The sequence below is a fragment of the Photobacterium toruni genome, from assembly GCF_024529955.1.
GTDB lineage: Bacteria > Pseudomonadota > Gammaproteobacteria > Enterobacterales > Vibrionaceae > Photobacterium > Photobacterium toruni.
This window is the reverse complement of record NZ_AP024854.1, coordinates 772,806-799,078: the sequence shown is the minus strand read 5'-3', so window position 1 is coordinate 799,078 and position 26,273 is coordinate 772,806. Positions and strand designations below refer to the sequence as shown.

The following is a 26,273-nucleotide window of genomic DNA, read 5'->3' as shown; positions in this document are numbered from 1 at the left end:
AATATTAATCTCTTTTGTCTAATATAAATATTCCTGAAAACAAAACCATATATATATTAGTTATAATTATATATATTGGAAAATCATTAATACTCGTTCCCTTAGCAAATAAGCCATAGAGTAATAGAAGTAAAAATAAACCTGTTATGTTTTTAATAAATACTAATCTATAACGTCCTGTAAATATAAACATTTGATTAGATATATAATCCATTATACTTAATGGTAATAAAAACATCATAACCATTAATATACTATATGATTGATGAAATGCTTGACCATAAACTAAATAAATAAATTTCCCACCTAAAAGGTAAAGACAGACTATAGCCGCAATTGAGATCGAGATCATTAGAACCATGACTTTAATTACTTTTGACTTTATAGCACTTATATTTCTTTCGTTATATACATATAGTGGAAATAATGAACCAATAATAATGATTAAAAATGTCATTACTTGATCAATTAATTGTTGAGAAACTGAATATAAGCCAACCATTGTATAATCAAAAAAGTGCTCAACTGCAACCCTATCTAGTCTTAATAAGAGATAATATATTAAAATTGATGGCCAAATTTTAATTCCTTTAAATATGATTATTTTTACCGTTTTAAAATCTATTCTTACTTTATTAAAAACAAGTTTTCGTGATGTAAAAACAAGTAAACATATTAATAAGAGGGAATCAAGAAGACGTATATACCCTATGTTATATATATCAGAAGATATTTTAAAAACTAAAAATACTAGAATTAATCTTAATGTTATTGAAATCAATCGTAATAATACAACAAGTTTTGACTCTACAATTGACTGATAATAATTAATTATTACACCGAATATTTCTATCAAAATTAGAGAACAAGTAAAATAAATTATCAATATTTTAGCTTTTTCATCAATATTAAATAAAGACAATGACAAAAATATAGGGACTAATAATACTATAGATATTATTAACCTAGATAATATAATTATTTTAATAATTTTTAGTTTTTGATGTTTATATTTTGTTATTATAGGAACAACAACTTCTCCTGGAATTACTCCTACAAATATAGTTATTAGAAGTGCTAAATTTAAGCTGTATTGATATATACCATAATTTACACCATCTAAACTTCTCGCTAAAATACCTTCAACTGATAATATTATAATAATTGATAATATTTTTTCCACTGAAAGCCATGATATATTAAAAAAAACTCTCTTTATCATCAGTATCTCTTACACTTAATATAAATTTAATAAACTTAGTTTGTTTCCAATAAAAAAATAAAGCATCTTCAGTAAATAATGTCAGACTCTGTGATACTTCTTAAATTACTTAATACTTGTGTATTAATTTCAATATTTAGAACTATACCCAGTGGACATCCTCCCCTCCATAAATGAAGAGGCTTTCACAGTGTACAATGTCATTCGCAAGCGAATGATGGTTGCTATCCCTTCCTTGAAAGAAAGGGTTTGCGCTATTAACCTTTGATCAACTTGAAGATGCTTGGCTGAAGACCTAAAAATTATCATTAATTCGAGACATCAAAGAATCTGCAATCTCTGGGAGAGTTACAGTGAAAAATTTATTAATAGCCGTTTTAAAATCCTGTTTATTTTTAAAATAAACATTATTCCTGGCATGATCATTCATGACTTTCCAAGTCCATTCGATAAGATTTAAATTTGGACTGTATGAGGAAAGATAATGCAGTTCAATATTCAAAACATAAGCGGTAGGCTCTATTCAGTATATTAGTTGAGAGCCCAATACCCAGCGATTCTCTCTATAAATGAAGCTTTTGATAGTGAATCATCACTTAATATTCGTCTCTACCCTAAGTACTTAGTCAGTTTTTTTGTCACTACACCACAGAATGTACAATTTATCCAACGCTTAAGTGTACTGTGATAACCATTAACATGCTGTATATGGAATACATCCTCTAAAACTGCAACTTTTGAAGAACTAACAAGTTATTTTAAAACAACTTTTAATTTCTTTGCTACCTATTCATGAGCAAGGTGAGCATCTGCACATAAAGGTGTTCCTGGTTTTATACATCCATTTAAATGTCGATAAAGTTCATCGCCACTTAATCGAGTTAATACACCATCAATAATATTTCCTTGGCGATCACATGCAACCAGTACAGGAACTTGCTTTATACGAGGATCTTTGACACCGTTCTTCTTGTAACAACTTGAACCTCCACGTTTTCTTGCTTTTTTCATTCCACGTTGGCCTTTGTGCGATAATCTGAAAAATATTTCATCTATCTCAACGATGCTCTCTAAATGTTCAGATTTATTATTAGCTAACAAAGACATTAAGCGGTGACGGAAATGAAATGAAGTATCTAATGAAATGGAGCAATGACGAGCCGCTTTTCTCAATGACATTCCTGCCAACATACACTCAAGATATTGGTCAAGTACATCAATATAATGAATGCCGGATAATTCAGTATTGGTAAAAGAAGTGAATATTTTTTGCAACTAAGGAATTTAAATCGTTGTTTATTAACTTTTTGGTTCATCTTTCAAGTGACCATCTTGATCTAGAAGACCTTTAATACATTGTTTTTTCTCTGGAATAAGATATTGAATTAATTCTAGTAATTGAGTGATAGTGACATTTTTCATACCGATATCCCCACCAAATTAGCAGATTTATCTAAAGTATAGTTCACCCACATAAAAACTGAACAGAGCCTAAGCGGTATCTTTAACAAGTTGACTTCGATGATAGCTAGCATCATCTAAAATCAAATGGAGCTTATATTTCAATGGGTAACTTTCTCGTAATTGACAAAAAAGCGAACAATATTTTTACTATTAATACTGTCATATTTACAGCCAACGGTACGACTAATATCCGTTAAATTTAAACCTCCGACAATATTAAGACTACTTCGAACTTCCGGTTGTTTCAAGCGTTTTATCTTGCCCCGTTAGTACCCAACTATGAGAGAGTTTTGTTGCTTGTGTTGGATGGGCAGCATAGCATCCATTCATCGACGCTACAGTGCTTTTTAAGTGCGTCATATGAAGTAATGAATTCATGCTGTTTTACGTCATCAAACTTGTGTAGGACACCTTTGGGTTGTTTATAGCTAAAACCATTTTGATGTAGCCATTTATTCATGCCAGCCACACTGTATCTGATCTAGTAAGTGGTGATGATATACGCCACGATATCACGTGTATGATGATAACTATCAGCGGTTAAGTGTACACTATCCTTATTCACGAATTTTAAGACGCATCAGCCCACCGTTATGGACTACGCTTGGATAGCTTTTCAGTTTAAAGGTTGAATTTTTTCACGCTGTCATCTCAGTATTTTTTTGCTACTGAGACACAAATTCTAAAATTTGAGACATAAAAAAGCACTAGTCGTGATAGCTAATGCTTTGATATTAAAAGATTTTATAGACATTTAAGGAATAGGTTGTGAAAAAACCAATATTTCCAACTTACTAACTCTAATAACCAATAAATCCATAACACGCTGTAACTAGATTCCCTATTTCGCTCGTAACCTCGCTGTAGGGAATGACGAAGGTTTATACGCTGTCTCGTACCTAAACCTTCGCCCCTCTATACCTGTTCTCTATTTCTTATCGCTCGCATAACTATAGTTGTAATAACCATAGTTTCCACCATAAGTTGAACTTGCTTTACGCACCACAGCGTTCAGAATACAGCCTTTAACTTCAATGCCATTTTGTGCAAAGCGGTTTTTAGTCACTTCAATTTCTTTGACTGGGTTTAAACCAAAACGTGCCACGATCATGGTTGTACCAGCATGAGCACCGATAATTGCAGGATCAGTAACCGCTAGAATTGGTGGCGTATCGACTAATACTAAATCGTAATTTTCAGACGCCCAATCTAACAATGTTTTTAAGCGCGGGTGCATTAACAATTCAGATGGATTAGGTGGCACACTACCACGAGCAATAAAATCAAGGCCTTCAACACCTGGTGCTTTAATCACTTGCTCTATTGTTTGTTGACCACTTAAGTAATCCGCAAGGCCGGGCTTGCTATCAACACACATTTGGCGTTCCATCTGACCTTTTCGCATATCGGCATCAATCACTAATACCCGCTGGCCGCCTTTTGCCATTACTGCGGCCATGTTTGCCGATACAAATGATTTACCAATACCTGGACTAGGGCCTGAAATCATCACAATATTATTACGGGCTTCCATCATTGCAAAATGGAGGCTGGTACGTAAACTACGCAATGCTTCAATCGATAAATCAGCAGGATTGGCTATTGTTAACAAGCTTTCATTTATTGATAATTTCTTTTTAAGCTTAATTTTTTTATTAAGATCTTCCTGCCATGTTGATAACGGAATTGAAGCATAAACAGCTAACCCTAATGCTTCAATTTCATCTGGATTTTCAACACCACGATGTAAAGCCGCACGTAGCAATACAATAGCGACTGATAACATGCCACCTAATAATATTGCTAATACGACAATCAATGCCTTTTTCGGTTTAACTGCTTGTGAATATGCTTGTGCATTATCAAGAAGACGAACATTACCTACCGTACTTGCTTTAACAATACTCAATTCTTGAACTTTATTTAGTAACTGTACATAAATTTGTTGGTTAACTTCAACATCACGCGTTAAACGTAATACTGCACGTTGAGTTTTTGGCAGTTTTTCAATACGTTTATTTAAACGCATCTTTTCTTTCATTAGCGTTTTACGCTTATCAAGCAAAGCTACATAAGCGGGGTGTTCTTTAGTATAAAGCTGTGATATATCACTTTCTTTAAAGGTTAACTGATTCAGTTGCGCCTCTAATGACACCATAGTATCTAACGTTGTTTTAGCTTCTAAACCTAAATCTACTGATTCATTTTGTTGGCGGTAACGGTTTAATTTATCTTCTGCTAACGTTAATTGTTGCTTAATTTTTGGTAAATGTTGCTTTAAAAATACTAAACTATTTTCAGCTTCTGCTGAATTACGCGCAACGTTTTGTAGAAAATAGGTTTGGCTAATATCATTTAGAATATTTTTAATTTTAGCTCTATTCTCACCCGTCATCGATAATTGCAAAATACCCGTTTGCTTACCTTGTTCAGCAATAGCTAAATCTCTTTGTAATGCTTGAATCGCATCTAACCGGCTGATTTTACCAATACTAAACGTTGCGCCATCAGCACCAATTAACTGGGTGACAAATAAGCTATAACCATTATTGGTCGCTAACGTACCCACTTTACCTGTTAGTAATTCACGGCCATCAGTGTTTGCTAAACTATATTCACCTTGTTCGCTATTGGTGATCGTTAATACATCACTGTCTGATGCTGCATTTGCTGGCACCGTAAAACGAGAAACAGAAATGAGATGACTATCACCAAATAAACGCGCCAAGCCTTTACCAAAAACAGGAGTATAAATTGGGGTAGCAACAGTGGTTAAGTTTAACTTATCAACCGTATCCCCTAACACCATCCGTGATTTAATGATTTCAATTTCAGTGGTCGCACTTGATTCGCTACCACCAAACATTTCAGCCATGTCACCACCAAGAGCTGGCATACCTGTACTTTTTTGTTCAATTTGAATTAAGGCATCAGCTTTATAAATAGGGGTAGCTAATAATGCATAGCTAATACCGATTAACGCAAAAATAAAAGTGGTGATAATAATGAGCCAACGGCTATCAATTAAAATACCAAACAGTTTACCAAGATCAATCTCATCACTCCCTGAAGAAGTATTGGGTTGAGTGTTTTGAGCAATACTCATTAAGTAAAGATTCCGATGTTAAATTTTTAAAAGATGAGGAAGAGCCAAAGCATCATCCAAAAGTTAAATATGGTTTACAGCGCGTGGTTAGTAGATTCCCTATCACCCTCGTAACTTCACTTAGCCCATTATTCGTCATCTCGGAAGAGAGGGACGAGCTATCCGTGATCTACTCACCACGTCATTGAGCTTTTAAAGAAACCAGTGAATTCAATAACTCTACAATTTCTTCGCCCACGCATCTGCTGCTTTTTCTATTAAATCATAAGCATGATCAAATGCTTCTTTACTTAAACGGTATGGATCGGGAATATCTTGCTGGCCAATCCATTGTCCAAACAGCATCGTTTTACCACGCGCTTCTGGCGCTATACGAGTTACTGCGTCGATATGACCTTTTTCCATCACTAAAATAAGATCATAATCACGACATAATTCACTGGTCACTTGCTGTGCCTGATGACCGTCAAGTGAATAACCATGAGCCAGTGCCACTTCCGCTGCCATTTTGTCGGCAGGTTTACCCACTAAGCCACTTTTTTCAGTACCAACACCCGCTGATACGATGTGTTTATTGGGTAATTTTGCTTGTAGGATACGCTCACCTGATGGTGACCGACAGATATTACCTACACAAACAACAAGAATTTTATTGAACATAATAAATTGATTTCGAGTTTATGAGTTTCGAGATTCCGAGTATTTAAATACTCAAATAATCCCATGATTTAGTTATATAGAAATAAGAATATCGAGTGCGAGTGTTGAAATTAAAGCGATACAATTATTAATACTTATATCTGCTTTACTCATTAACTCGCCCCTCTTCAACTCCTCTCTAGTAACTACTTCAAGTTCATGTAGTAGTTCATACCTTCAGATAAATTATTAAAGCTATTAACCGTCGGTACTAACTGTTGAATCACACGGTTCCAACGTGCAATTGGCGCAGCGGTAACATACACCACATCATAAGGCTGTAATTCAAATTCAGTACCAATCACTAATGCTGTTGCGTCTTTAATGTTTAATTGGTAGATATTCGCTACAGGTGAGTATGGTTTTTGTTTTTTATCAGAATGGGTTGCACGAATCACAAATACGCCAGTGGCGTCTGCTTGTAGCTCGTTAATACCGCCAACACTGCTTAGAGCTTCAGTTAAGCTCATACCTGCACGATCAATTTTAAGAAGTTTAGGCTCTTTAACTTCACCTAACACAAATACTTTTTGTGCATCGTTGCGTGGTACGTGAACGATATCGCCATTACGTAATAAGCGATTTTGCATTAAATCACCACGTTGCATTAAAGCATACAGTGATAACGTCTGATCTTTACCATCACGAGTTAATGTTACATTACGCCAATCTGCATCAGCATCTAAACCACCTGATTTATTAATCGCATCAAGTAAGGTTAATGGCACATTAGTAATCGCTTGTTGACCAGGGGTTTTAACATCACCGGTGATATATGCTTTTTTAGAACGGAACGAAGCGACATTAACATCAACTTGTGGCTTTTCAATAAATGCTGCTAAACGACGAGCAATATCTTGACGTACTTCTGTTACTGTTTTACCCGCAACATGCACTTGGCCAATATAAGGGTAAAAGATAGTGCCATCTGCGTGTACCCAGTTACCCGCTTCACTTGCACTACGGTAAGAGCCCGCAGGAATGGTTAATTCAGGGTGGTCCCAAATAGTGACATTTAATATATCACCAGGACCAATATGGTATTGATAGCCAGATAATTCTTGATCAAGCTTAGGATTAACTTGAGCAACAACTTTAGCTTGTTGAAATTGACTAATATTACTGGCAGTAAGTGGGAAAACATTCACTTCTTGATCAAGTGTAGGTTGTTCCTGATTAGTTTTAGAAACGTGCTTACCATCAAGGCTAAGATGGGATCCTGGCATGCTACAGCCAGCTAACATTACAGAAGCAACTGCTGTAATAAGCAATTTTTTTGATAATTCCATTAGATTAAATTCATTTCAGCATTGATTGATGGGAATTCCTTACAAACAAGCATGCTACCGCCCGAAGGTTACAGCTCCTCACTTGCTATAGAAGTATAATTTTTTTGTCGTTAATAAAGTACAAACGTATTAAGCATATAAATGCACTAATTGGCATTGAGATTACATATCTATCTAAAAAAAACTAAAAAATGCCATTTTTACTATTTATATTGCTGCAAGATTCTACTTAATTTACATATAAAATGAAATATAAAAATTTGCTCATTTATTATCTCTATACTATTCAAAAAAAACGGTAACTGGCTGTAATAAAAGACATTCACAAAAAATGAAACTTTACAATTCATTTATAATGGAAAACCCACACAACACACTGTAATGGTGATCAAAATCACACTTTATACACATTGACGCATAAAAGATGAAAAAAACTTACATAGTTATATTCTTTTTCTCTGTATAATTATTAAATTAGTACACTAATAATTCACCACCAATAATCGTCATTATTTGACGGCCTATATATTATTTTTATCAATAAGGATTTACATCATGAAAAAGAATGCATTAGTTCTTCTAGCAGCTATGGCTATGTCTTCATCTGCATTTGCTGGCGGTTATGTTGCGGATGATGCAGCAACACCTGCAACAACACCTGCAACAACAGCAACTGGTACAGCAGCAGGTACAAGCACTGCAGCAGCAACAGCAGCAGGTACAACTACCGCAGTTGTTGTTGGTGGCGCAGCAGCTGTTGCAGCAATCGCACTTGCAGCATCAGATTCAGGCAACACTAACTCAACAACGACTTCTACTTCTACTTCTGTTAGCGCAGCTAAGTAATTGATGACGTTTAACCTGATAAAAATTTAGGTTAATCATAGAATAACCGTGCTTGTCACGGTTATTCTTTTTTAGAAGCTATTCGATTATTGCAATCTATAGCTCTATTAGGATCGCATATCGGAAGCAACCCATGCTTAAAAAACTCATCTCTCATTCAATTTCAAAGTTATTGCTTTTATCTGCGACGGCTTTTTTTATTGCCGGTTGTAGCCAAAAAATTACCAGTGTTAATGATACTGTGCGTCTTGCTCTACAAGGAACTGCTGATACGCATAAATCAGCTTATGATATAGCTCGACTTCCTTATGCAAGTACTTATGTTCGTATTAATAATCAAGCCCAGCTGTTTATGGTATTAGCACTTGCAGAATCAGCAACAGGCAAGACACTCACCAATGCACATTCAGCGACAACACCGCCACAATTAAAATGGCTTGCTAATGATAACGGTATGCTAGTTACCCAAAGTGGACGCATTATAAAAACCGTTAATTTAAGTGCGGGCAATTTATTAGCTACTCATAGCACCAGCCCCGATCCATTGGCTTTAGGTTTGCACCTTGCAACCACACCAAAACAATGGCAGCGCACTATTGATTGGCAACCAGGTTACCACACTGGCTATCAGTTAGATTCGGTGTTTGTGTTTGATCACGCTGAAGTATTAACCATTAACGGCAAGTCAGTACCCGTACTGCGCTTTAATGAAAATGTGTTAGTTAAACAATTAAACACACATTACAGCAATACTTTTTGGGTTGATCAACAAACCGGAAAAGTCGTAAAGAGTATGCAATATATTGCACCTTCTTTGCCTAGTGTTGAAATGACAATCCTCAAACCTTTTAACTAACGGTAGCGTATTTATGTTTTCACTCCCCCTTTTACTCTCTCGCTATCGTCGTTATATTTTAGCGATCTTATGTTTATTTATTTCGATGCCAAGCTTGGCGCAAACGATGATCACATTGTATGCCAACGGTACTGCAGCAGCCGCTGTCACATTACACTATGCAGAGCCAGTACGCTTAGCACACGTTGTTAGTGATAGTTTAAAACAACGAACTATTACTGAAACACCTTATTGGTTAGGTAGCAGCTTAAGCACCACTACTGCGCCAAAAAACAAACAAGCCTTAATTACCCAACTAACACAATTAAGCAAGCAGCACCGTGATGATACTGTTGTCAGCGATAGCTTTGCCAATACTGCACAATGGTTACAACAACACATTCAATATCAACGTCTACCCGTTGATATTGATATTGATAAAGTACGCTTAAATAAAAGTGATAATCCATTATTAAATGGTAATTACCAACTGCAATTAGCTAATCGCCCAACTTCCGTGATTGTTATTGGTGCTATAGAAAAACCACAAACAATTAAGTGGCAGCCTCGCATGGCGGCAAAAGCGTATTTAGCCCACGCCACACCACTTTCAATCGCCGCCAATAGCAAAGTAACGGTTATTCAACCTGATGGCGTCGTGCAACAACACCCAATTGCGTACTGGAATAATACCCATCAAGATATTGCACCAGGAGCCATCATTTTCCTTGGTTATCAATCACTGTTTCACGATTACAGTAAGTTAAACCATGCTATTTCTTCAATGCTAATCAACAGGACGTTGTAATGAACGCTATCACATCGGCTTCTACTCGCCACACTCTATATCAACGTCCTCTATTTGCTTTGTCAGCATTGGCAATCGCATTACTGCCGTTCTGTAACGCGCAAGCAGATGAATTTAGCTACCCTGAAATGCGCTATTCTAATAGCGATTTTGGTGGGGTGGGTTTAATGCAAATGCCAACCGCACGTATGCAACCTGAAGGTGAATTTACCTTTGGTACCACTATTAGTAGTGATTACCACCATTACTGGGCATCATTACAACTGTTACCATGGCTAGAAACCACTATTCGTTATACTCAAGTCCCTGATCTTTATTATAGTGGTGATCCAAGTTTTAGTGGCGATACCTTATATACCGATAAAGGCATTGATGTAAAACTACGCCTATGGCAAGAATCTTATTGGTTACCTGAAGTTGCGATGGGTATTCGTGATCTTGGTGGTACCGGTTTATTTGATGGTGAATTTATTGCAGCTAACAAACGTGTGGGGCCGCTAGATTTTACCCTCGGTTTAGGCTGGGGCTATATTGGCCAGCGCGGTAATATCACTAATCCTTTTTGTAAAGTAAGTGATAGTTTTTGCGATCGTAATAATGGTTATAAAGGTAATGGCGGCAGCTTTGATACTCAACGCTGGTTTAAAGGCAATGCCGCCCTTTATGGTGGTGTTGAATATCAAACGCCATGGCAGCCTCTGCAGCTAAAACTTGAGTATGACGGTAACGATTATACGGATGATTTCCGTGCTTATCGTGGCCATAATATGACTCCTAAAACCCCCTTTAATTTTGGTGTTGTTTACCAATTAACAGATTGGGCAACGGCAAATATCAGTTATGAGCGTGGAACTACAGTTAGCTTTGGTTTGAGTGTAAACACTAACTTTAATCAATTAAAAGCCAGTTGGTTAGACGAACCAATGCCAGCAGTGTCTACCACCCCAACAGCCGCTGATCTTACGCCAGAACAATGGCAACAACTTGCTCACGATGTCGAGAATATTGCGGGTTATAAAGATCCGACAATTTACCAAAATGGTGATAACAGCATTACAGTAGTTGCCGAGCAGGTTAAATATCGTGATCGTGATCAAGCCCAATTACGCGCAGGAATCCTTCTCAATAACCAAGCGCCAGCAGTAGAACAATTCCGTATTGTAGAAACAGTTGCTAATCAACCGATTACCGAGACAATTCTCAACCGTCAGCAATTACTACAGGTTGTCAATAATGATTATATTGGCAGTAAAATTGCGGACAGCCGTACGACTACCGCTCCAACAACGGTTGAAGGTCAGCAAATGGTTGATCTTAACCAAAACTGGAATGTCGGACTTGCACCAACGCTACAACAATCATTGGGAGGCTCAGAAGGCTTCTACATGTTTAATGTTGGCGTAACAGGCAGTGCCGATTATTGGTTTAATAATCACCTCACTATCGGCGGCTCAGTTTATTTAAACCTTTACGATACCTACGATAAATTTAAATATGATGTGCCGCCAGACGGTACTCATAATAAGCGTGTACGTACCCTTGTACGTCAGTATATTACTGATAATACATTGCGAATGAATAACCTCCAGTTAACATGGCTAGATCAAGTTTCAAGTAATTGGTATGCACAAGCATATGCAGGTTATTTAGAAGTGATGTTTGGTGGCGTAGGTGGCGAAGTACTTTATCGCCCTGTTGGCAGTAATTGGGCATTAGGACTTGATGTCAATTACGTGAAACAGCGTGATCCTCATTCAGCCTTTGGCTTTTTTAAAGATCAAAAACAATATGATGATCATTTAGGTCGCCCCTATGAGGTTCAAACAGGAACAACCACTGGTAATTTAACTGCTTATTACCAGCCACAATGGCAATGGTTACCAAATACATTATTAAAAGTTAGTGCTGGGCGTTATTTAGCCGAAGACACTGGTGTCACTATTGATTTTTCTAAGCAATTTGATAGCGGTATTATCGCTGGTGCCTTTATTACTAAAACCAGCATGTCAGCCGAAGAATATGGTGAAGGTAGCTTCAATAAAGGTTTTTATATCTCAATTCCGTTCGATATTTTAACCGTTAAGCCAAGTACCAGCCGCGCTCATATTTCATGGTTACCAATGAATCGTGACGGTGGTCAAATGTTAGGTCGCCAATATCATTTATATGACTTAACAGATGGTCGCCAGCCATGGAGTGGGCGAAAAGCCTTTAATAACTAAATATAAAATAACTAAACTATATTGTGAGTCGACAATCCATTTGGGGGTTGTCGATTTTCGTCACAATACGACTCATTATATAAATAAACGTTTTTAACAGTTATAACTTAAAAGCAATTTCAGTACAAAAGCATACCTAAAAGGAATGGGATTGTGCTTTATTAACAGCTTATTACCCTAAAAGTGACAAATTAAATGAAACGCCGTTTAATTGCTATGTCATTCAAAAAAAATGCATTATTATATATGAAAAATATATCCTAATAGCTTTTGTTATTGTAGGGTATAGACAAGCACTTTCATATAATAGTGCGAAAATTACCGGCTTAAGTCGGATCTATATACAATTAGGAAAATATGGCAAATATTATGAAAAAAACTTTTCTAGTACTACCTCTTGCTCTTCTTGTATCTGGCGCGGTAAATGCTGCAACAGATAACCCTTTCTATGCTGGTGCTCGTTTAGGTAATAGCTTCTACGACATCAAAGACAGCACAAATAATATTGAACTAGATAACAAAAACCTTTCTGGTGGTGTGTTCGCTGGTTACCAAATTACACCATGGTTTGCTGGTGAAGTTGGTTACACTAACCTAGGTAGCGCAAGCGTTACTAATGGCCAAGGTAAATTTACTGCACAAGGCGCTGATCTTGTAGGTAAGTTCTCTTACGCTATTAACGACAAAATTGATGTATTTGGTAAGCTTGGTGCTTTCTACTACGATTGGAACGCTAAAAACGGCGCAACAGGTAGTGACAATGGTTGGGCTTCAACTGCTGGTGTTGGTGCTGAATACTACATCAACAACAACGTATCTACACGTGTAGAATACCAATACTACAAAGATGTAGGCGGTGCTGATATTCAATTCGCTGGCGTTTCTCTAGCATACCACTGGGGCGCTCCAGCTCCTGTTGTTGCTCCAGAAGTTGTTTACGTTGATCAAGTATCTGTAGCGACAATTGATGAGCTAAAACTAGCGGTTCCTTTCGCATTCGATAGTTCTAAAATCACAACAGGTGATGCAGCACAATTAGCACCTTTCGAAGCACGTCTAAACCAATACCCTGATGCAACTATCACTGTTGTTGGTCACACAGATAGCAAAGGTCCTGAAGCATACAACATGAAGCTTTCTGAGAAGCGTGCAGAAGCAGTTGCTCAAGCACTACGTACTCACCTAAATGTTGGTTCAGATCGTATCATCAGTGAAGGTCGTGGTGAGCTAGATCCAGTAGCACCTAACGATACAGCTAAAGGCCGTGCTGAAAACCGTCGTGTTGACATCATTGCTCCTGAGCTAAATATCGAGACAGTTACTCAAGTTGTTGCTCAGTAATATCTACTGACAATAAACTTAGTCTTACGTATTAATTATGTAGGATGTAACTAAAAATCCGCCATATCCTTACGGTTATGGCGGATTTTTATTTAGGAATAAGGAAAAGAAAGTGTGAGAGAATAAGTCCTCGTAGTCATATCAATCACAATAAGTTTCGAACCTAATATTTTCTGTCATCATTCCTTACAATGAATGCTCGCTAGAGTGATAGACTACTTTTGAAAATTTACTTGACCACTTCAACGACTTAATTAATAGGCTTGTTATACCTAAAATTCTTAGTAAACAGCCATACATTTAAATTTCCTTTTTACCTAATGCGGCTTTTAATAAAACAATAGCTACACCCAACATACCTCCTAATAATGAACCAAGTATTATGATTAATGCGCGCTTAGGTTTATCTCTGGTAATAGGATAACCAACATTTTGTAAATAACTTACAGGTTCAAATTTAATCTTATGATTAAGCTTAATTGTTGATAATAAACCTAAATCAGTTCTCGTCATTAAAATACCAGGTTCAAATAGACTTAAGTCTGTCATTTGTTTTAATATTTTACTTTTTTCACTCAACCCATCACTACCTAAATCGATAGAAAAAAGCTGATTATTATTCATCAGAGGTACGGGCTTATTCACTTCTGCAGAATTTGCAATCTTCAAAGCATAATCTGTTTTAACTAATTCTTGTTGCTTCAGTTCTTTTGCTTGTGTTTCCAATGATAAAAGCTGTGACTTTAATATCAATTTTTGATTTTTAATTACTGCAGCTAACCCACCAAAAATATCTTTTTGTACTTTGTTATCAATAAATTGTGTATAAGATAATAACAATTTATGAGATAAGTCAGAACTGGTTGCTTGATAAGAGAGAGTGTACACCCCTTCTTCTTTCTTATTAGTTAAAGTTGCTTGGATTTTTTTTGTCCAGAGATTAACAAATGATGAATTACTTTTTTTATTTCCTATATTCGCATATTCTTTCATTATAGGATTAGATAATATAAAGTCTTTTTTATTATTAAAGGCATTAAACTCAGTAATATATTGGTTTAATAATGCATCACTATCTAATAATTTATTCAACTCATCAACATTATTATTATCTTTATCATTTTCTTTATTTTTATCTTTATCTTGATTATTGGATACTACGTAAAAATTAGCGACTTGCTGACGCAATGCTGCAATATCTCTATATTGCCCCGTAGTTACTATAGCTGAAGATGTCCACCATTGTTGCGCAGTCAATGCGTAAGTAATAGCAATAACCGAAAATAATATAATACTACCAATAATAACTTTTTTACCAAGCCAAAGCGTTTTTATCAACTGAGCTAAGTCAATCTCATCATCATTGCGATAATGATTTACTACCTGCATATCATTCATTAAATATTCCACATTTATTATATTGATAGTTGTTGCCATTGCATTAATACAATATTGTAATCACTTGGACTCAACTCACTTCTAGCATCCAATAAGCTTTGTTTTACTTTTTTTTGCATCTGCACAATATCAGTAATGCCTTGCTGTTCACAATCAGCAGCTGCAAGTGAAATATGACCACGTAAATAGCCACCAGCAAACAGTTCATCATCTGTTGCGCTATCAATATTGTCATCAATAAGCTGTAGTAGCTTGTGTTCATAATCGTGGATCATGTTCTATCCTTGCTATTAAGAGTAATCAGTTAATGGAATTGGTTTAGCAAAATCAGCAGCTGTTAACGGTGCAATACTATAAAAATCACGGAAAGCATCAGAGAGCACCTTGGCTCGTTCTGGAATACCATTGGTTAAATAGCTAATAACTTGCTGACGTACTTTTAGCGTAAAGCCAACCCTATCAGGCTCGCAGTTGCCACTCAAATTATCGCAACTTACTTGATACTTAAAGCCACAACTTGCTGATAAAATCCACTCTATCGCTTGTGGTTTAATCTCAACCACTTCAAATGCCGCTTGCACTTCAGCACTGCGTCCATCGGGTTGATACCAATAGCCATAGTCTTCTAATAACCGCCTTGCTTCTCCCGCAATACACCAATGCCCTAGCTCATGCATGGCTGATGCATAATAACCACGAGCGAAGATAATTTGATGATGCGGGCGTTCTTCAGAGGCTGGAAGGTAAATAGGCTCATCACCGCCTAATAATAACTCAGTATTTAAATGATCTAAAAAGACTGAATTAAACAAACGAATAAGATCGTTATAGTCATGATTTGTATCTAGTTTCATTTTATTCATTTGCATACAATTTAAATTAACCGATGAATTATATATTGTTTGAACATTTAGAGCTATTAAGCAAAAAAATGTACCTCTATAACATGCCTAGAATAATGTCTTGTTTGTGACCTCTCTGTGAAAATAGAGAAGAACTTGAATTTTTGTAAAAGAGAATAAATAAGGCTTTCACATGAGCTCAATTCATCCAATACTAAATTCTTTTCATTAGAAGTTGATAACCGTCACTATTACAATACCCTATCCTCATAATTAACAATGGCCATCACAGTTATTATGTTACTTTCTATTTTATACATTATCGGTATTACTGCAGAAGCAATGACAGGCGCATTGGCGGCAGGTAAGCGTCACATGGATTGGTTTGGTGTCATGTTAGTTGCCAGTGCAACCGCTATCGGTGGCGGTACAATGCGAGATATTTTATTAGGTCACTATCCACTTGGCTGGGTGGCGCATCCACAATATTTAGTCATCACCTGCATTGCCGGCTTATTAACAACAGTATTGGGAAAGTGGGTCGTCCGTTTTCATAAAATTTTTATTATTCTAGATGCCATTGGGCTAATTGTTTTTAGTATTATTGGTTGCCAAGTCGCCATTACAATGGGGTTATCGCCTATTATCTGTGTGGTTGCAGCAGTAATTACTGGCGTTTTTGGTGGATTACTGCGTGATATGATCACTCGTCGTAAACCGATGGTATTACATAAAGAACTCTATGCGTCAGTATCTTTCCTTGCTGGCATTATATATGTCACGATGCTGCACTTTAATGTTCCAGCGGATACAACCACGTTAGTAACATTAGTTGTTGGTTTTAGTTTACGTATGGCTGCAGTATTCTTTAGTTGGAGTTTACCGGTATTTAACTTTGAAGAAGCTGAGGTATAGCCGTGACTGGGAAAGAAGAAAGAGAGTATTTTAGTTATCAAGTAAAAAGTCGTTACTAATATACTCGAAATACCTGAACCTTCTTTCCTCGTTCCTTTAACCTTTATTTAAATCTTTGGGGTTGTTGTTACGACATCGGCATTTTGACCACGATTACGTAACAAGTGATCCATCAGCGTAATTGCTAACATTGCTTCTGCAATCGGCACCGCACGAATACCAACACACGGATCATGACGCCCTTTGGTGATCACTTCGGCTGATTCGCCTTGCTTAGTGATTGTTTCCCCCGGAACGCTGATACTTGAGGTCGGTTTTAGGGCTATATGGGCAATAATATCTTGTCCTGATGAGATGCCACCAAGAATGCCACCAGCATGATTGGTTTTAAATCCTTGTAGTGTCATAGCATCACGGTGCTCACTGCCGCGCTGTTCAACGACATCAAAACCATCACCGATTTCAACCCCTTTCACGGCATTGATGCTCATCAGTGAATGGGCAATATCCGCATCTAACCGATCAAATACGGGTTCACCTAAACCAACAGGTACATTACGTGCAACCACGGTAATTTTAGCGCCAATCGAATCGCCGTCTTTTTTAAGGTTACGGATCAGCTCATCAAAGGCATCAACTTTATCGGCATCTGGGCAGAAAAAGGCATTTTGTTCGATTTGTTGCCAATCAACCTTATCGATTTTTACTTCGCCCATTTGAGATAAGTAAGCGCACACTTCAATGCCATGCACTTGTTTAAGGTATTTCTTTGCAACAGCACCAGCAGCAACACGCATCGCTGTTTCACGGGCTGATGAACGACCACCGCCACGGTAATCACGTACACCATATTTTTGATGGTAAGTATAATCAGCGTGACCTGGGCGAAATAAATTCTCAATATTTGAATAATCTTTTGAACGTTGGTCAGTATTTTCGATCAATAATCCAATCGATGTCCCTGTTGTTTGACCTTCAAATACACCTGAAAGAATTTTAACTTCATCAGCTTCACGACGTTGAGTGGTGTACTTTGAGCTGCCAGGACGACGACGATCAAGATCGTGTTGCATGTCTGCTTCAGTAAGCGCTAATCCTGGTGGGCAACCATCAATAATACATCCTAATGCTACCCCATGACTTTCGCCAAAAGTGGTAACGCGAAACAATTGTCCTATGGTATTTCCGGCCATGACTTCCCCTGTGAGATATCTATGCTTACATGCATTTTTAATTATGGTGATAAATACATACTGCAAAGATGTGATTTGAAAAGCAAGGAATAAAGTAGTGGCGGGGATCGAGTATTAAGGTTTCGTTCCCCTCCCACCAACAAAAAAAGCGACAGGCTTTCACCTATCGCTTTTATCTCTATCCTATTCCTTGTATCTATTAAGCTACCGCTAACACTCTATCCGCTTTTGCTTTACGGAATTTCTTCAGTGATACCGCAACTAGCGCTGTTACTACCATACCTGTAGCCATACATACTAAAGCTAGTAGTGGTTTATTCATCGCACCTAATAGAGCAACCACAGGACCACCGTGAGCAACACTATTGGTAATACCAAATGAGAACGCCATTACTGCTGCAACCATGCTACCTAATACGTTTGCAGGAATAACTGAGATTGGATCTTGCGCTGCAAACGGAATCGCACCTTCAGAGATACCAACCAAGCCCATTGCACCCGCCGCTTTACCTGCTTCAATTTCTGATTGCTCAAAGATATTAAGTTTACGGCCAATCACTGTTGCTAAGCCCATACCCAATGGTGCTACTGGGATTGCACATGCCATCGCACCCATAAATTGCGTTTGACCATTGGCAATCATGCCGACAGAGAACAAGAACGCAACTTTGTTAAATGGACCCCCCATATCAAAGCCAGCCATACCACCAAGTACAATACCTAATAATATTACGTTACCTGTACTCATTTCAGTTAATACGGTGTTCATGGTATGCATTAAGCCTGCAATTGGCGCACCAATAACAAAGATGAACGCACTGGCAATGAATAATGTACCTGTAATCGGAGCAATAAGAATCGGCACTAATGGTTGTAATAATTTGTGGTAATTACGTGTTGCCACCCAACGTACAAAGTAACCGACTAATAGACCAGCGATGATGGCACCGATAAAACCTGTACCTGCATCTGCACCATAGAATGAACCGTTATTTGCAATCCAGCCACCAATGAAACCTGGAGCCAATGCTGGACGATCACCAATCGCATACGCTATGTAACCCGCAAGTACAGGGATCATTAATGTAAAGGCGACCACACCAACATCAAGTACTTTTTGCCACATACTGCCGACAGGAATTTGCATTCCCGCATCGGTTGGCTGTCCACCAATCGCTAATGCCAGTGCGATTAACAAACCACCAGTAACTACAAACGGGATCATGTGCGATACACCGTTCATCAAAAAGCGGTATAGATCTGAACGCGCTTTAGCAACTTTACTTTCGCCGTCTTCTAAGCCATCACCATTAGCATCAAATGGTTTTGCGACTAATGCTTGCTGAATTACACCTTTGCCGTCTTTGATTGGTGCTTTAACGCCAGTCTTAATTAATTTTTTACCTGCAAAACGCGCCATATCAACTTGTTTATCACAACTAACAATGATCGCTTCTGCGCGGGCAATTTCTTCTGCTGTTGGCGAGTTTTTAACGCCGATAGAGCCGTTAGTTTCAACTTTAATTTCGTAACCTAATTCAGCCGCCGCCTTTTCTAATGCTTCTGCCGCAAGGTAAGTATGGGCAACACCTGCAGGACAGCCAGTCACGCCAATTAACAAACCTTTATCTTGCGGTAATGTTGCTACCACTTGTTTTTCAGCAAGCAATAATGCCAATGCATCAGCTGGTGTTTTTGCGGCTAGAAATGCGTCAATAAAACCATCTTCAATCAATTTTGATGACAACTCAGCCAATACTTCAATATGGTGATTATCACCACCATCAGGAGAAGCAATCATGAAAAATAGTTTTGATGGCAAGCCGTCTTCTGCGCCATATTCAATACCGGTACGGCTAACACCAATCGCAACCGCAGGTTTAATAACTGCTGCGCTCTTAGCATGTGGTAGTGCAACACCATCTTCAAAACCTGTGTTACCTAACTCTTCACGTGCTTGAATGTCTGCTAAAAATTGGATTTTATCCGCAACGCGACCTTGTTGAACTAAAATATCTGCCATTTCAGCAAACACTTCATCTTTAGTGGTTGCTTTAAGGTTGATGTTAATCAACTGCTCATTGATGAGGGTGGTAATCATATTCTATCCCCGATAATTTTATTATGGGCTCGATGACATTGTATTGGTCATCAGCATGGCAATATTGTCGGTTTTTTCAGATAGATAAAGTAGAGTACAAAACAGGCTTTAACTGGATATTTGTAACATCAAACTATCTGTGTGAGCTATCACTCATAATTTTCACCGCATATAAAACAAGTTGAAATATACTTTAAAATAAATAAATTCAATAAGTTATATACGACAGTCCATGTTGAAATTTTAAAAAACAATTATCGAATTATTTTTATGACTATCTAAATGAGGCTTTTACTAAGGCTAGAATGTGATTTTTTAGTGCTATAGATCACAGAACCCAATATCCGTCATCTCGGAAGTTGAGGCACGAAGCTATCCGTGATCTACTCAATGCACACTTGAGCCTTAAAGAAACCAGCGAAAAAATAACTCTACAACGCGCGAACAGTAGATTCCCTATCGCCCTCGCGGGCATTCGCTGTAGGGAATGACGGGGGTGGGACGAATATTCACTGTAAGAAATGACAGATTGGAGCGAGCCTTTACTCAACCTATTACCCGTCATCTCGGAAGTTGAGGCATGAAGCTATCCGTGATCTACTCACAGCATGCTTGATCTTTAAAGAAACCAGCGAAAAAATAACTCTACAACGCGCGGATAGTAGATTCCCTATCTCGTTCGTAACCTCACTGTAGGGAATGACGGAGGGTTGGTTTGACATTCGCTGTAGGAAATGACGAGAATATAAAAAAGCGACAGGCTTTCACCCATCGCTTAATCTCGTTATCTTGAGAACTAGAGACGCACAACCTCGTCCCTGCTCTTCCCTATAACCCTTTAGTTATACGCACGCGCAAACATACCATCACAATCGGCTGAATATGTTTTTGCATAAGCAGGAATAAACACTGATTGACCTTTATCAAGCGTCAATGTTTGACCATTTTTGTGCGTCACTGTTAGTGGTGCATCAATCGCAAATAAAATTTCTGCACTGGTATTTTGTAATTCAATATCATTAACTTGTTTATAGACGCTGAATTTAAAATCAGGCACAGGGATCTGGTAATCTAAACCACCAGCAACCATTGTTGGCGCCAATAATAATTCATTCGCCGCCATGCTCTTAAACTCAGTATTAGCAACTAACTCTGGCACATCCATAAATTTTGGCGTCAAACCTGCACGTAGTACATTGTCTGAGTTCGCCATAATTTCAAGACCCGTTCCTTTAATATAGGCATGTGGTGTACATGCACTTAGGAACATCGCTTCGCCTGGTTGTAATGTTAATACGTTCAACATTAAAGGCACAAACAGACCGATATCACCTGGATATTGCTCTGATAAATCAATTAATAATGCAAATAATGGCTGATCGTTATTTTCATGGCAGAACGCTAAAAGCCCATTAACCGCAGTATCTTTACGCTCACCTTCAAGTGATAACATTGCTTCAAAGAAATTACGTAAACCAGCATCCGTTTGATTAGCAACAAAAGTATTAACAAGATCGCGGATCACATCAAGATCAATAGCTGTAAATAATTCAACAATTTCAGCTAGCTCACGGAAACCATTCATTGCTTGATAAGGTGTTAATGCAAACACTAACTCAGGTTTATGGTTAGGATCTTTGTAATTACGATTAGCAGCATTACGCGCAATACCGATTTTTTCTTCTTTCGCATAGCCTATTTCAGCTTGATGCTTGCTTGGGTGAACTTGTACTGATAACGCTTTTTCAGCGGCTAATACTTTAAATAAGTATGGTAACTCAGCAAATTTAGCCTGAGTTTCTGCACCAATAATTGCGTCAGGATCGGTGGCAATAAAATCAGCTAAACGTACTGCTTCACCATTTACTGTGATCACTGAACAACCATTAGCATGGGCACCCATCCAGATTTCAGCTTGTGGTTTTTGATCTCGATTTGGAATAGCAAACAGTTGTTCAATTGATGTTACACTGCCCCAAGCATAATCTTGGATCACGTTATCCATCTTAAAAAAGACAGTGCGGGTAGAGTCAGTCATTGTCAGATCCTATTGTTATTATTGCTCACGATATTGATGGTATGGCATCAACCATTATTATTGACGCGATACGCTAACTGCCAGCACTATAACAAAACTTAATCGGTTTATTCAGCACTAACTTATAATCCTGCAACCATCATTCCAAACATAAAGTGAATTTCATGGACAATGTTTTCTTTAATTTAATTGATTCTGTATTAACGGAACGGGAAAGCTTTAACCGTATTTGGTTTGCTGGCGGTAAAACTCAACCGCCGCAATTTAGTTATCAGGTTAATTTCCCGAGACTCGAATTGGTACTACAAGGCGAATATATTAACCAACTCGATGATGGTGATAATGGTATCTGTCAGATTAGTTTAATGGGAGGTGATGCAATTTATATTCCCCCCAACAGTTGGAATCAACCAAGCTGGAATACTGAATGTTCAGTGTTGAGTTTGTTGTTTGGAAAACGTCAATTGGGGTTTAGTTTGGTGAGTAAGACTAAAGATAGCCCTAAGTTTTATGATGTTCAAAAACACTCGATTCAAGCATGGACAGGGCATGCGATTGATCCCATTTTAACTGCACTTAATATGTTAGCAACAGAGCACCAACAGCAACCAATGGATGAGCATTTATTACAAGCTTTGCTCAGCTATACTCAAAATATGCTTCATGTACCCTTGCTCCAATCAAAAAATCGTACTGAAGATCTCTATCAAGGGATCTGTATTTACATTCAAGAAAATTTCCATCGCGCCATTAGCCGTGACACAATTGCCAATCGATTTAATATTACCCCTAATCACCTATCGCGTTTATTTCGTCAACAAGGTCATATGCGACTCGCAGATTATATTTGTTGGGTACGGATTGAACGTGCCAAATTTATGTTACGCCAATACCCGTTTCGATTAACTGAAATTGCGAGCCGCTGTGGTTTTGTTGATGTAAATTATTTCTGCCGTGTATTTAAAAATAAAACTGGCCGAACGCCTTCAGAATACCGTTCTGTCGCTTAGCCTTGATCTCTTAATGCTTCAATGATCAATGCTTTTAACTCTTGAGGCTGCTGCGCTAGTGTTAACGCTGTACAATAATCTTCATTTAATAAACATTTTGAAAACTGTGCAAATGCCATTATCACAACTTTAGGTGGGGGCTTTGGTAATATCATCGCTATTGCACGGCTAATATTACCGCGTGATGATCCCCAATCAATCGCCTGTTGATGACATACTATCGCCATTGCAGGTTTTGCAATCATCTCATGCATCACATGTGGCAATGCAATACTCGGTCCCATTACAGTTGCTGAAATAGTTTCTCGTGCCAATAACGCTTTCTGTAATGCAGGCTGTTGCTCAACAGTGATCGCTTGTTGCGCCACCAGCATGTGGCTTAATTGCGTAATGGTGTCTATTTTATGATTCTCACCGCAATCAGCCCAACCAATACTGGTTAGTGGCAAACTTATCTTAAACGGTAGCGATGGTGAGTATTGTGTCAGCGATAGTGCATATTGAGCAATAAAATCAGTTAACACTAAGTTGGCTAATTCAGCATCGCTACCATTGATAATTAATTGGCATAACGCATGGGGTTTATTTGCCAACGATAACATTTTTAATGGCTGTGATACTGGTGCACGCGTCAATTGACCCACATTAAATAACTCAACCTTGGATTGAAAATAACCCGTCAATTTTTTCAGTTGGTTAAGTTGATAAGAAGGCAGACCTGCTGCACCACAATAAAAGGTGATCCGTCGCTCTAACATCCGTTATCCCTATCGTGTTATGACCTATTTTTTTAACACACAAGTTATTCGTGTAATCATTATTGGCACAATTGCTGACAACGCTCAATCACTGCGGTTGCATCAACTAAGACTTCTTCAATGGTGACACAATGGATACGGCTGCCAGTAAATCGCGCCCGTTGTTCAACTTCAATATCAGAAGCAATTAATACAATATCAGCATGTGCAATATCTTTGGCGGTTAAAAAGTTTTCAATCCCCATTGCACCTTGCGTTTCGACTTGGATCTTAATGCCCATTTGATGGGCGGTTTTATTAAGGACATCCGCCGCCATATAGGTGTGTGCTATTCCCGTTGGGCAGGCTGTTACTGCGACAATTTTCATTTTTAATCCCCCTGAATATTGTTAAATATAGTGTTACCCAAGTGAGGTAACTAACGGTGCAGAATAGCATAAGAGATAAGATATGAGCGAGGGTTTGGCACTCACTCAGCCCAATATCCGTCATCTCGGAAGTTGAGGCACGAAGCTATCCGTGATCTACTCAACACGTAATCGAACCTTAAAGAAACCAAACTCTACAACGCGTGGTTAGTAGATTCCCTATCGCCCTCGCGGGCATTCACTGTAGGGAATGACGGGGGGGACGAGCATTCACTCTGTCCATTATCCGTCATCTCGGAAGTTGAGGCACGAAGCTATCCGTGATCTACTCAACACATAATCGAACCTTAAAGAAACCAAACTCTACAACGCGTGGTTAGTAGATTCCCTATCGCCCTCGCGGGCATTCACTGTAGGGAATGACGGGGGGGACGAGCATTCACTCTGTCCATTATCCGTCATCTCGGAAGTTGAGGCACGAAGCTATCCGTGATCTACTCAACACGTAATCGAACCTTAAAGAAACCAAACTCTACAACGCGTGGTTAGTAGATTCCCTATCGCCCTCGCGGGCATTCACTGTAGGGAATGACGGGGGGGGGGTGGCATTCATTGTAGGGAGTGACGTAAGTGGGCTAATAAAAAAGCGACAGACTCTCGCCTATCGCTTTTCATTTATTCTCGAAACTCACTATCTCGTTTCTAACAACGCGCTGTTACTCTTCGCGCTTTGATTTCCACTTCTTAATACCGTTGCTCTTACCACCAAAGCTTGGCTTGTTGGTATCACGGCTTGGCGTAGAAGTACGTGCTGGACGATCATCGTTATTGCGACGCGGTGCATCACTGCGACCACCACGGCTTTCATTGCGACTGTGACGATCTTCGCTATTACGGCTGCTACGGTTAGCACCATCGGGACGACGATTAAACTCACCAGTACCACGGTAAGTTTTAAACTGCTTCTCAGCAGCATGGCGCTCATTACGTGCTTCTTGCGCACGGTGATCATACAACTTCGCGTCTGTCGCTTTAGCGATCGTACGACCTTCAGCATCCGTTTTTGATGCTTCTTCAGTACCGCTTGATTGCGAAATTAGTTGTTGGATTTCATTAATTTCAGCTTCGGTTAAATAACGCCATTTACCGTTAGGTAAGCCATCAATAGTAATATTCATGATACGCACGCGACGAAGTTTATACACTTCATAACCTAACGCTTCACACATACGACGAATTTGACGGTTTAAACCTTGAGTCAACACGATACGAAATGAGAAATTCGTTTCTTTAGTCACTTTACATGGCAAAGTAACTGTATCTAAAATCTCAACCCCTGATGACATTTTTTCAATAAACTCAGGGGTGATCGGTTGGTCGACACGCACAACGTATTCTTTCTCATGCGAGTTACCCGCACGTAGAATTTTATTAACGATATCACCGTCATTGGTTAAGAAAATAAGACCATCAGACGGCTTATCTAAACGACCAATTGGGAAAATACGCTTACGGTGACCAATAAAGTCAATCACGTTGCCTTCAATATGACGCTCAGTGGTACAAGTAATACCGGTTGGCTTATTAAGGGCGATATAGATTGGACGCTCTTTGCTGCGCAGTGGTTTATCATCAACCAATACTTCGTCAGTATCCATTACACGCATACCCATTTCAGGCGCTGTGCCATTAATGGTTACACGTCCCTGATCAATCAGCTTGTCCGCCTCACGGCGTGAGCAATAGCCAGTATCACTGATAAATTTATTAAGTCGAACCCCTTTTGGGCTCTGTTGGTCAGTAGAATTTTGTGACATG

The 26,273-nt window shown here is 38.4% G+C and carries 22 protein-coding genes and 2 pseudogenes; 7 read left to right on the top strand and 17 right to left on the bottom strand.

Features of this window, described 5'->3' with window-relative positions; translation table 11 throughout:
• Window positions 1–4: 4 nt before the first annotated feature.
• The 8 genes and pseudogenes from OC457_RS04070 to OC457_RS04035 form a co-directional block, all read right to left on the bottom strand.
• The gene (locus OC457_RS04070; protein ID WP_080173389.1) at window positions 5–1,222 is read right to left on the bottom strand and encodes an oligosaccharide flippase family protein; all 1,218 of its coding nucleotides are present in this window, start codon (window positions 1,220–1,222) and stop codon (window positions 5–7) included.
• Between the two features lie 295 nt (window positions 1,223–1,517).
• Window positions 1,518–1,733 (bottom strand): annotated as a pseudogene (locus tag OC457_RS04065) (transposase); the annotation flags it as partial.
• 275 nt (window positions 1,734–2,008) lie between these two features.
• On the bottom strand, window positions 2,009–2,497 hold the full coding sequence (locus OC457_RS04060) for an IS1595 family transposase (protein WP_144379576.1): 489 nt from the start codon (window positions 2,495–2,497) through the stop codon (window positions 2,009–2,011).
• A 24-nt stretch (window positions 2,498–2,521) separates the two neighbouring features.
• Window positions 2,522–2,644 carry a hypothetical protein gene (locus tag OC457_RS04055; RefSeq protein ID WP_262054073.1) on the bottom strand — a complete coding sequence of 41 codons (123 nt, stop codon included), beginning with the start codon at window positions 2,642–2,644 and terminating at the stop codon, window positions 2,522–2,524.
• A gap of 72 nt (window positions 2,645–2,716) precedes the next feature.
• Window positions 2,717–3,233 (bottom strand): annotated as a pseudogene (locus OC457_RS04050) (winged helix-turn-helix domain-containing protein); the annotation flags it as partial.
• 381 nt (window positions 3,234–3,614) lie between these two features.
• Entirely contained in the window at window positions 3,615–5,792 is a 2,178-nt protein-coding gene (locus OC457_RS04045) for a polysaccharide biosynthesis tyrosine autokinase (protein WP_080173385.1), read from the bottom strand.
• A gap of 219 nt (window positions 5,793–6,011) precedes the next feature.
• Window positions 6,012–6,452 (bottom strand): arsenate reductase/protein-tyrosine-phosphatase family protein, encoded by a 441-nt coding sequence (locus tag OC457_RS04040; RefSeq protein WP_080173384.1) that lies wholly within the window; start codon window positions 6,450–6,452, stop codon window positions 6,012–6,014.
• A 185-nt stretch (window positions 6,453–6,637) separates the two neighbouring features.
• Window positions 6,638–7,780 carry a polysaccharide export protein gene (locus OC457_RS04035; protein ID WP_080173383.1) on the bottom strand — a complete coding sequence of 381 codons (1,143 nt, stop codon included), beginning with the start codon at window positions 7,778–7,780 and terminating at the stop codon, window positions 6,638–6,640.
• A 555-nt stretch (window positions 7,781–8,335) separates the two neighbouring features.
• Between OC457_RS04035 and OC457_RS04030 the strand changes: the two genes are divergently transcribed.
• The 5 genes from OC457_RS04030 to OC457_RS04010 all read left to right on the top strand — a co-directional run bounded on the left by OC457_RS04030 (window position 8,336) and on the right by OC457_RS04010 (window position 13,832).
• A complete protein-coding gene (locus OC457_RS04030) occupies window positions 8,336–8,626 on the top strand; it encodes a hypothetical protein (RefSeq protein ID WP_080173382.1) in 291 nt (96 codons plus the stop codon).
• A 133-nt stretch (window positions 8,627–8,759) separates the two neighbouring features.
• Window positions 8,760–9,482 (top strand): YjbF family lipoprotein, encoded by a 723-nt coding sequence (locus tag OC457_RS04025; protein ID WP_080173381.1) that lies wholly within the window; start codon window positions 8,760–8,762, stop codon window positions 9,480–9,482.
• Window positions 9,483–9,495: 13 nt separating this feature from the next.
• Window positions 9,496–10,269 carry a capsule biosynthesis GfcC family protein gene (locus tag OC457_RS04020; protein WP_080173380.1) on the top strand — a complete coding sequence of 258 codons (774 nt, stop codon included), beginning with the start codon at window positions 9,496–9,498 and terminating at the stop codon, window positions 10,267–10,269.
• Entirely contained in the window at window positions 10,269–12,491 is a 2,223-nt protein-coding gene (locus tag OC457_RS04015; RefSeq protein ID WP_080173379.1) for a YjbH domain-containing protein, read from the top strand. Before OC457_RS04020 ends, OC457_RS04015 begins: the two co-directional genes overlap by 1 nt.
• A gap of 369 nt (window positions 12,492–12,860) precedes the next feature.
• Window positions 12,861–13,832 carry an OmpA family protein gene (locus tag OC457_RS04010; RefSeq protein ID WP_080173690.1) on the top strand — a complete coding sequence of 324 codons (972 nt, stop codon included), beginning with the start codon at window positions 12,861–12,863 and terminating at the stop codon, window positions 13,830–13,832.
• A gap of 300 nt (window positions 13,833–14,132) precedes the next feature.
• Here OC457_RS04010 and OC457_RS04005 read toward each other — a convergent pair whose 3' ends face one another.
• The 3 genes from OC457_RS04005 to OC457_RS03995 are packed head-to-tail and all read right to left on the bottom strand — an operon-like array spanning window position 14,133 to window position 16,084.
• Complete coding sequence (locus tag OC457_RS04005; protein ID WP_080173378.1) at window positions 14,133–15,230, bottom strand: Wzz/FepE/Etk N-terminal domain-containing protein; 1,098 nt, start codon at window positions 15,228–15,230, stop codon at window positions 14,133–14,135.
• 17 nt (window positions 15,231–15,247) lie between these two features.
• Window positions 15,248–15,505 (bottom strand): YfcL family protein, encoded by a 258-nt coding sequence (locus OC457_RS04000; protein ID WP_080173377.1) that lies wholly within the window; start codon window positions 15,503–15,505, stop codon window positions 15,248–15,250.
• A 15-nt stretch (window positions 15,506–15,520) separates the two neighbouring features.
• Window positions 15,521–16,084 carry an elongation factor P hydroxylase gene (locus OC457_RS03995; protein ID WP_080173376.1) on the bottom strand — a complete coding sequence of 188 codons (564 nt, stop codon included), beginning with the start codon at window positions 16,082–16,084 and terminating at the stop codon, window positions 15,521–15,523.
• Window positions 16,085–16,369: 285 nt separating this feature from the next.
• Here OC457_RS03995 and OC457_RS03990 point away from each other — a divergent pair, with 285 nt between their 5' ends.
• Entirely contained in the window at window positions 16,370–16,987 is a 618-nt protein-coding gene (locus OC457_RS03990; RefSeq protein WP_080173375.1) for a trimeric intracellular cation channel family protein, read from the top strand.
• Window positions 16,988–17,094: 107 nt separating this feature from the next.
• On the opposite strand, the gene aroC is transcribed toward OC457_RS03990, so the two are convergent.
• The 3 genes from aroC to manA all read right to left on the bottom strand — a co-directional run bounded on the left by aroC (window position 17,095) and on the right by manA (window position 22,319).
• Entirely contained in the window at window positions 17,095–18,180 is a 1,086-nt protein-coding gene (gene aroC / locus OC457_RS03985; RefSeq protein ID WP_080173374.1) for a chorismate synthase, read from the bottom strand.
• A gap of 199 nt (window positions 18,181–18,379) precedes the next feature.
• A complete protein-coding gene (locus tag OC457_RS03980) occupies window positions 18,380–20,281 on the bottom strand; it encodes a PTS fructose transporter subunit IIABC (RefSeq protein ID WP_080173373.1) in 1,902 nt (633 codons plus the stop codon).
• Window positions 20,282–21,119: 838 nt separating this feature from the next.
• On the bottom strand, window positions 21,120–22,319 hold the full coding sequence (gene manA / locus OC457_RS03975) for a mannose-6-phosphate isomerase, class I (protein WP_080173372.1): 1,200 nt from the start codon (window positions 22,317–22,319) through the stop codon (window positions 21,120–21,122).
• A 164-nt stretch (window positions 22,320–22,483) separates the two neighbouring features.
• Here manA and OC457_RS03970 point away from each other — a divergent pair, with 164 nt between their 5' ends.
• Complete coding sequence (locus OC457_RS03970) at window positions 22,484–23,329, top strand: helix-turn-helix transcriptional regulator (RefSeq protein WP_080173371.1); 846 nt, start codon at window positions 22,484–22,486, stop codon at window positions 23,327–23,329.
• Here the strand turns inward: OC457_RS03970 and OC457_RS03965 are convergent.
• The 3 genes from OC457_RS03965 to rluF form a co-directional block, all read right to left on the bottom strand.
• Window positions 23,326–24,087 carry a PTS sugar transporter subunit IIA gene (locus OC457_RS03965; RefSeq protein WP_080173370.1) on the bottom strand — a complete coding sequence of 254 codons (762 nt, stop codon included), beginning with the start codon at window positions 24,085–24,087 and terminating at the stop codon, window positions 23,326–23,328. The genes OC457_RS03970 and OC457_RS03965 overlap by 4 nt on opposite strands.
• A 59-nt stretch (window positions 24,088–24,146) precedes the next feature.
• The gene (locus OC457_RS03960; protein ID WP_080173369.1) at window positions 24,147–24,455 is read right to left on the bottom strand and encodes a PTS fructose transporter subunit IIB; all 309 of its coding nucleotides are present in this window, start codon (window positions 24,453–24,455) and stop codon (window positions 24,147–24,149) included.
• 716 nt (window positions 24,456–25,171) lie between these two features.
• Entirely contained in the window at window positions 25,172–26,272 is a 1,101-nt protein-coding gene (rluF, locus tag OC457_RS03955) for a 23S rRNA pseudouridine(2604) synthase RluF (protein ID WP_080173368.1), read from the bottom strand.
• Between the last annotated feature and the right edge of the window lies 1 nt (window position 26,273).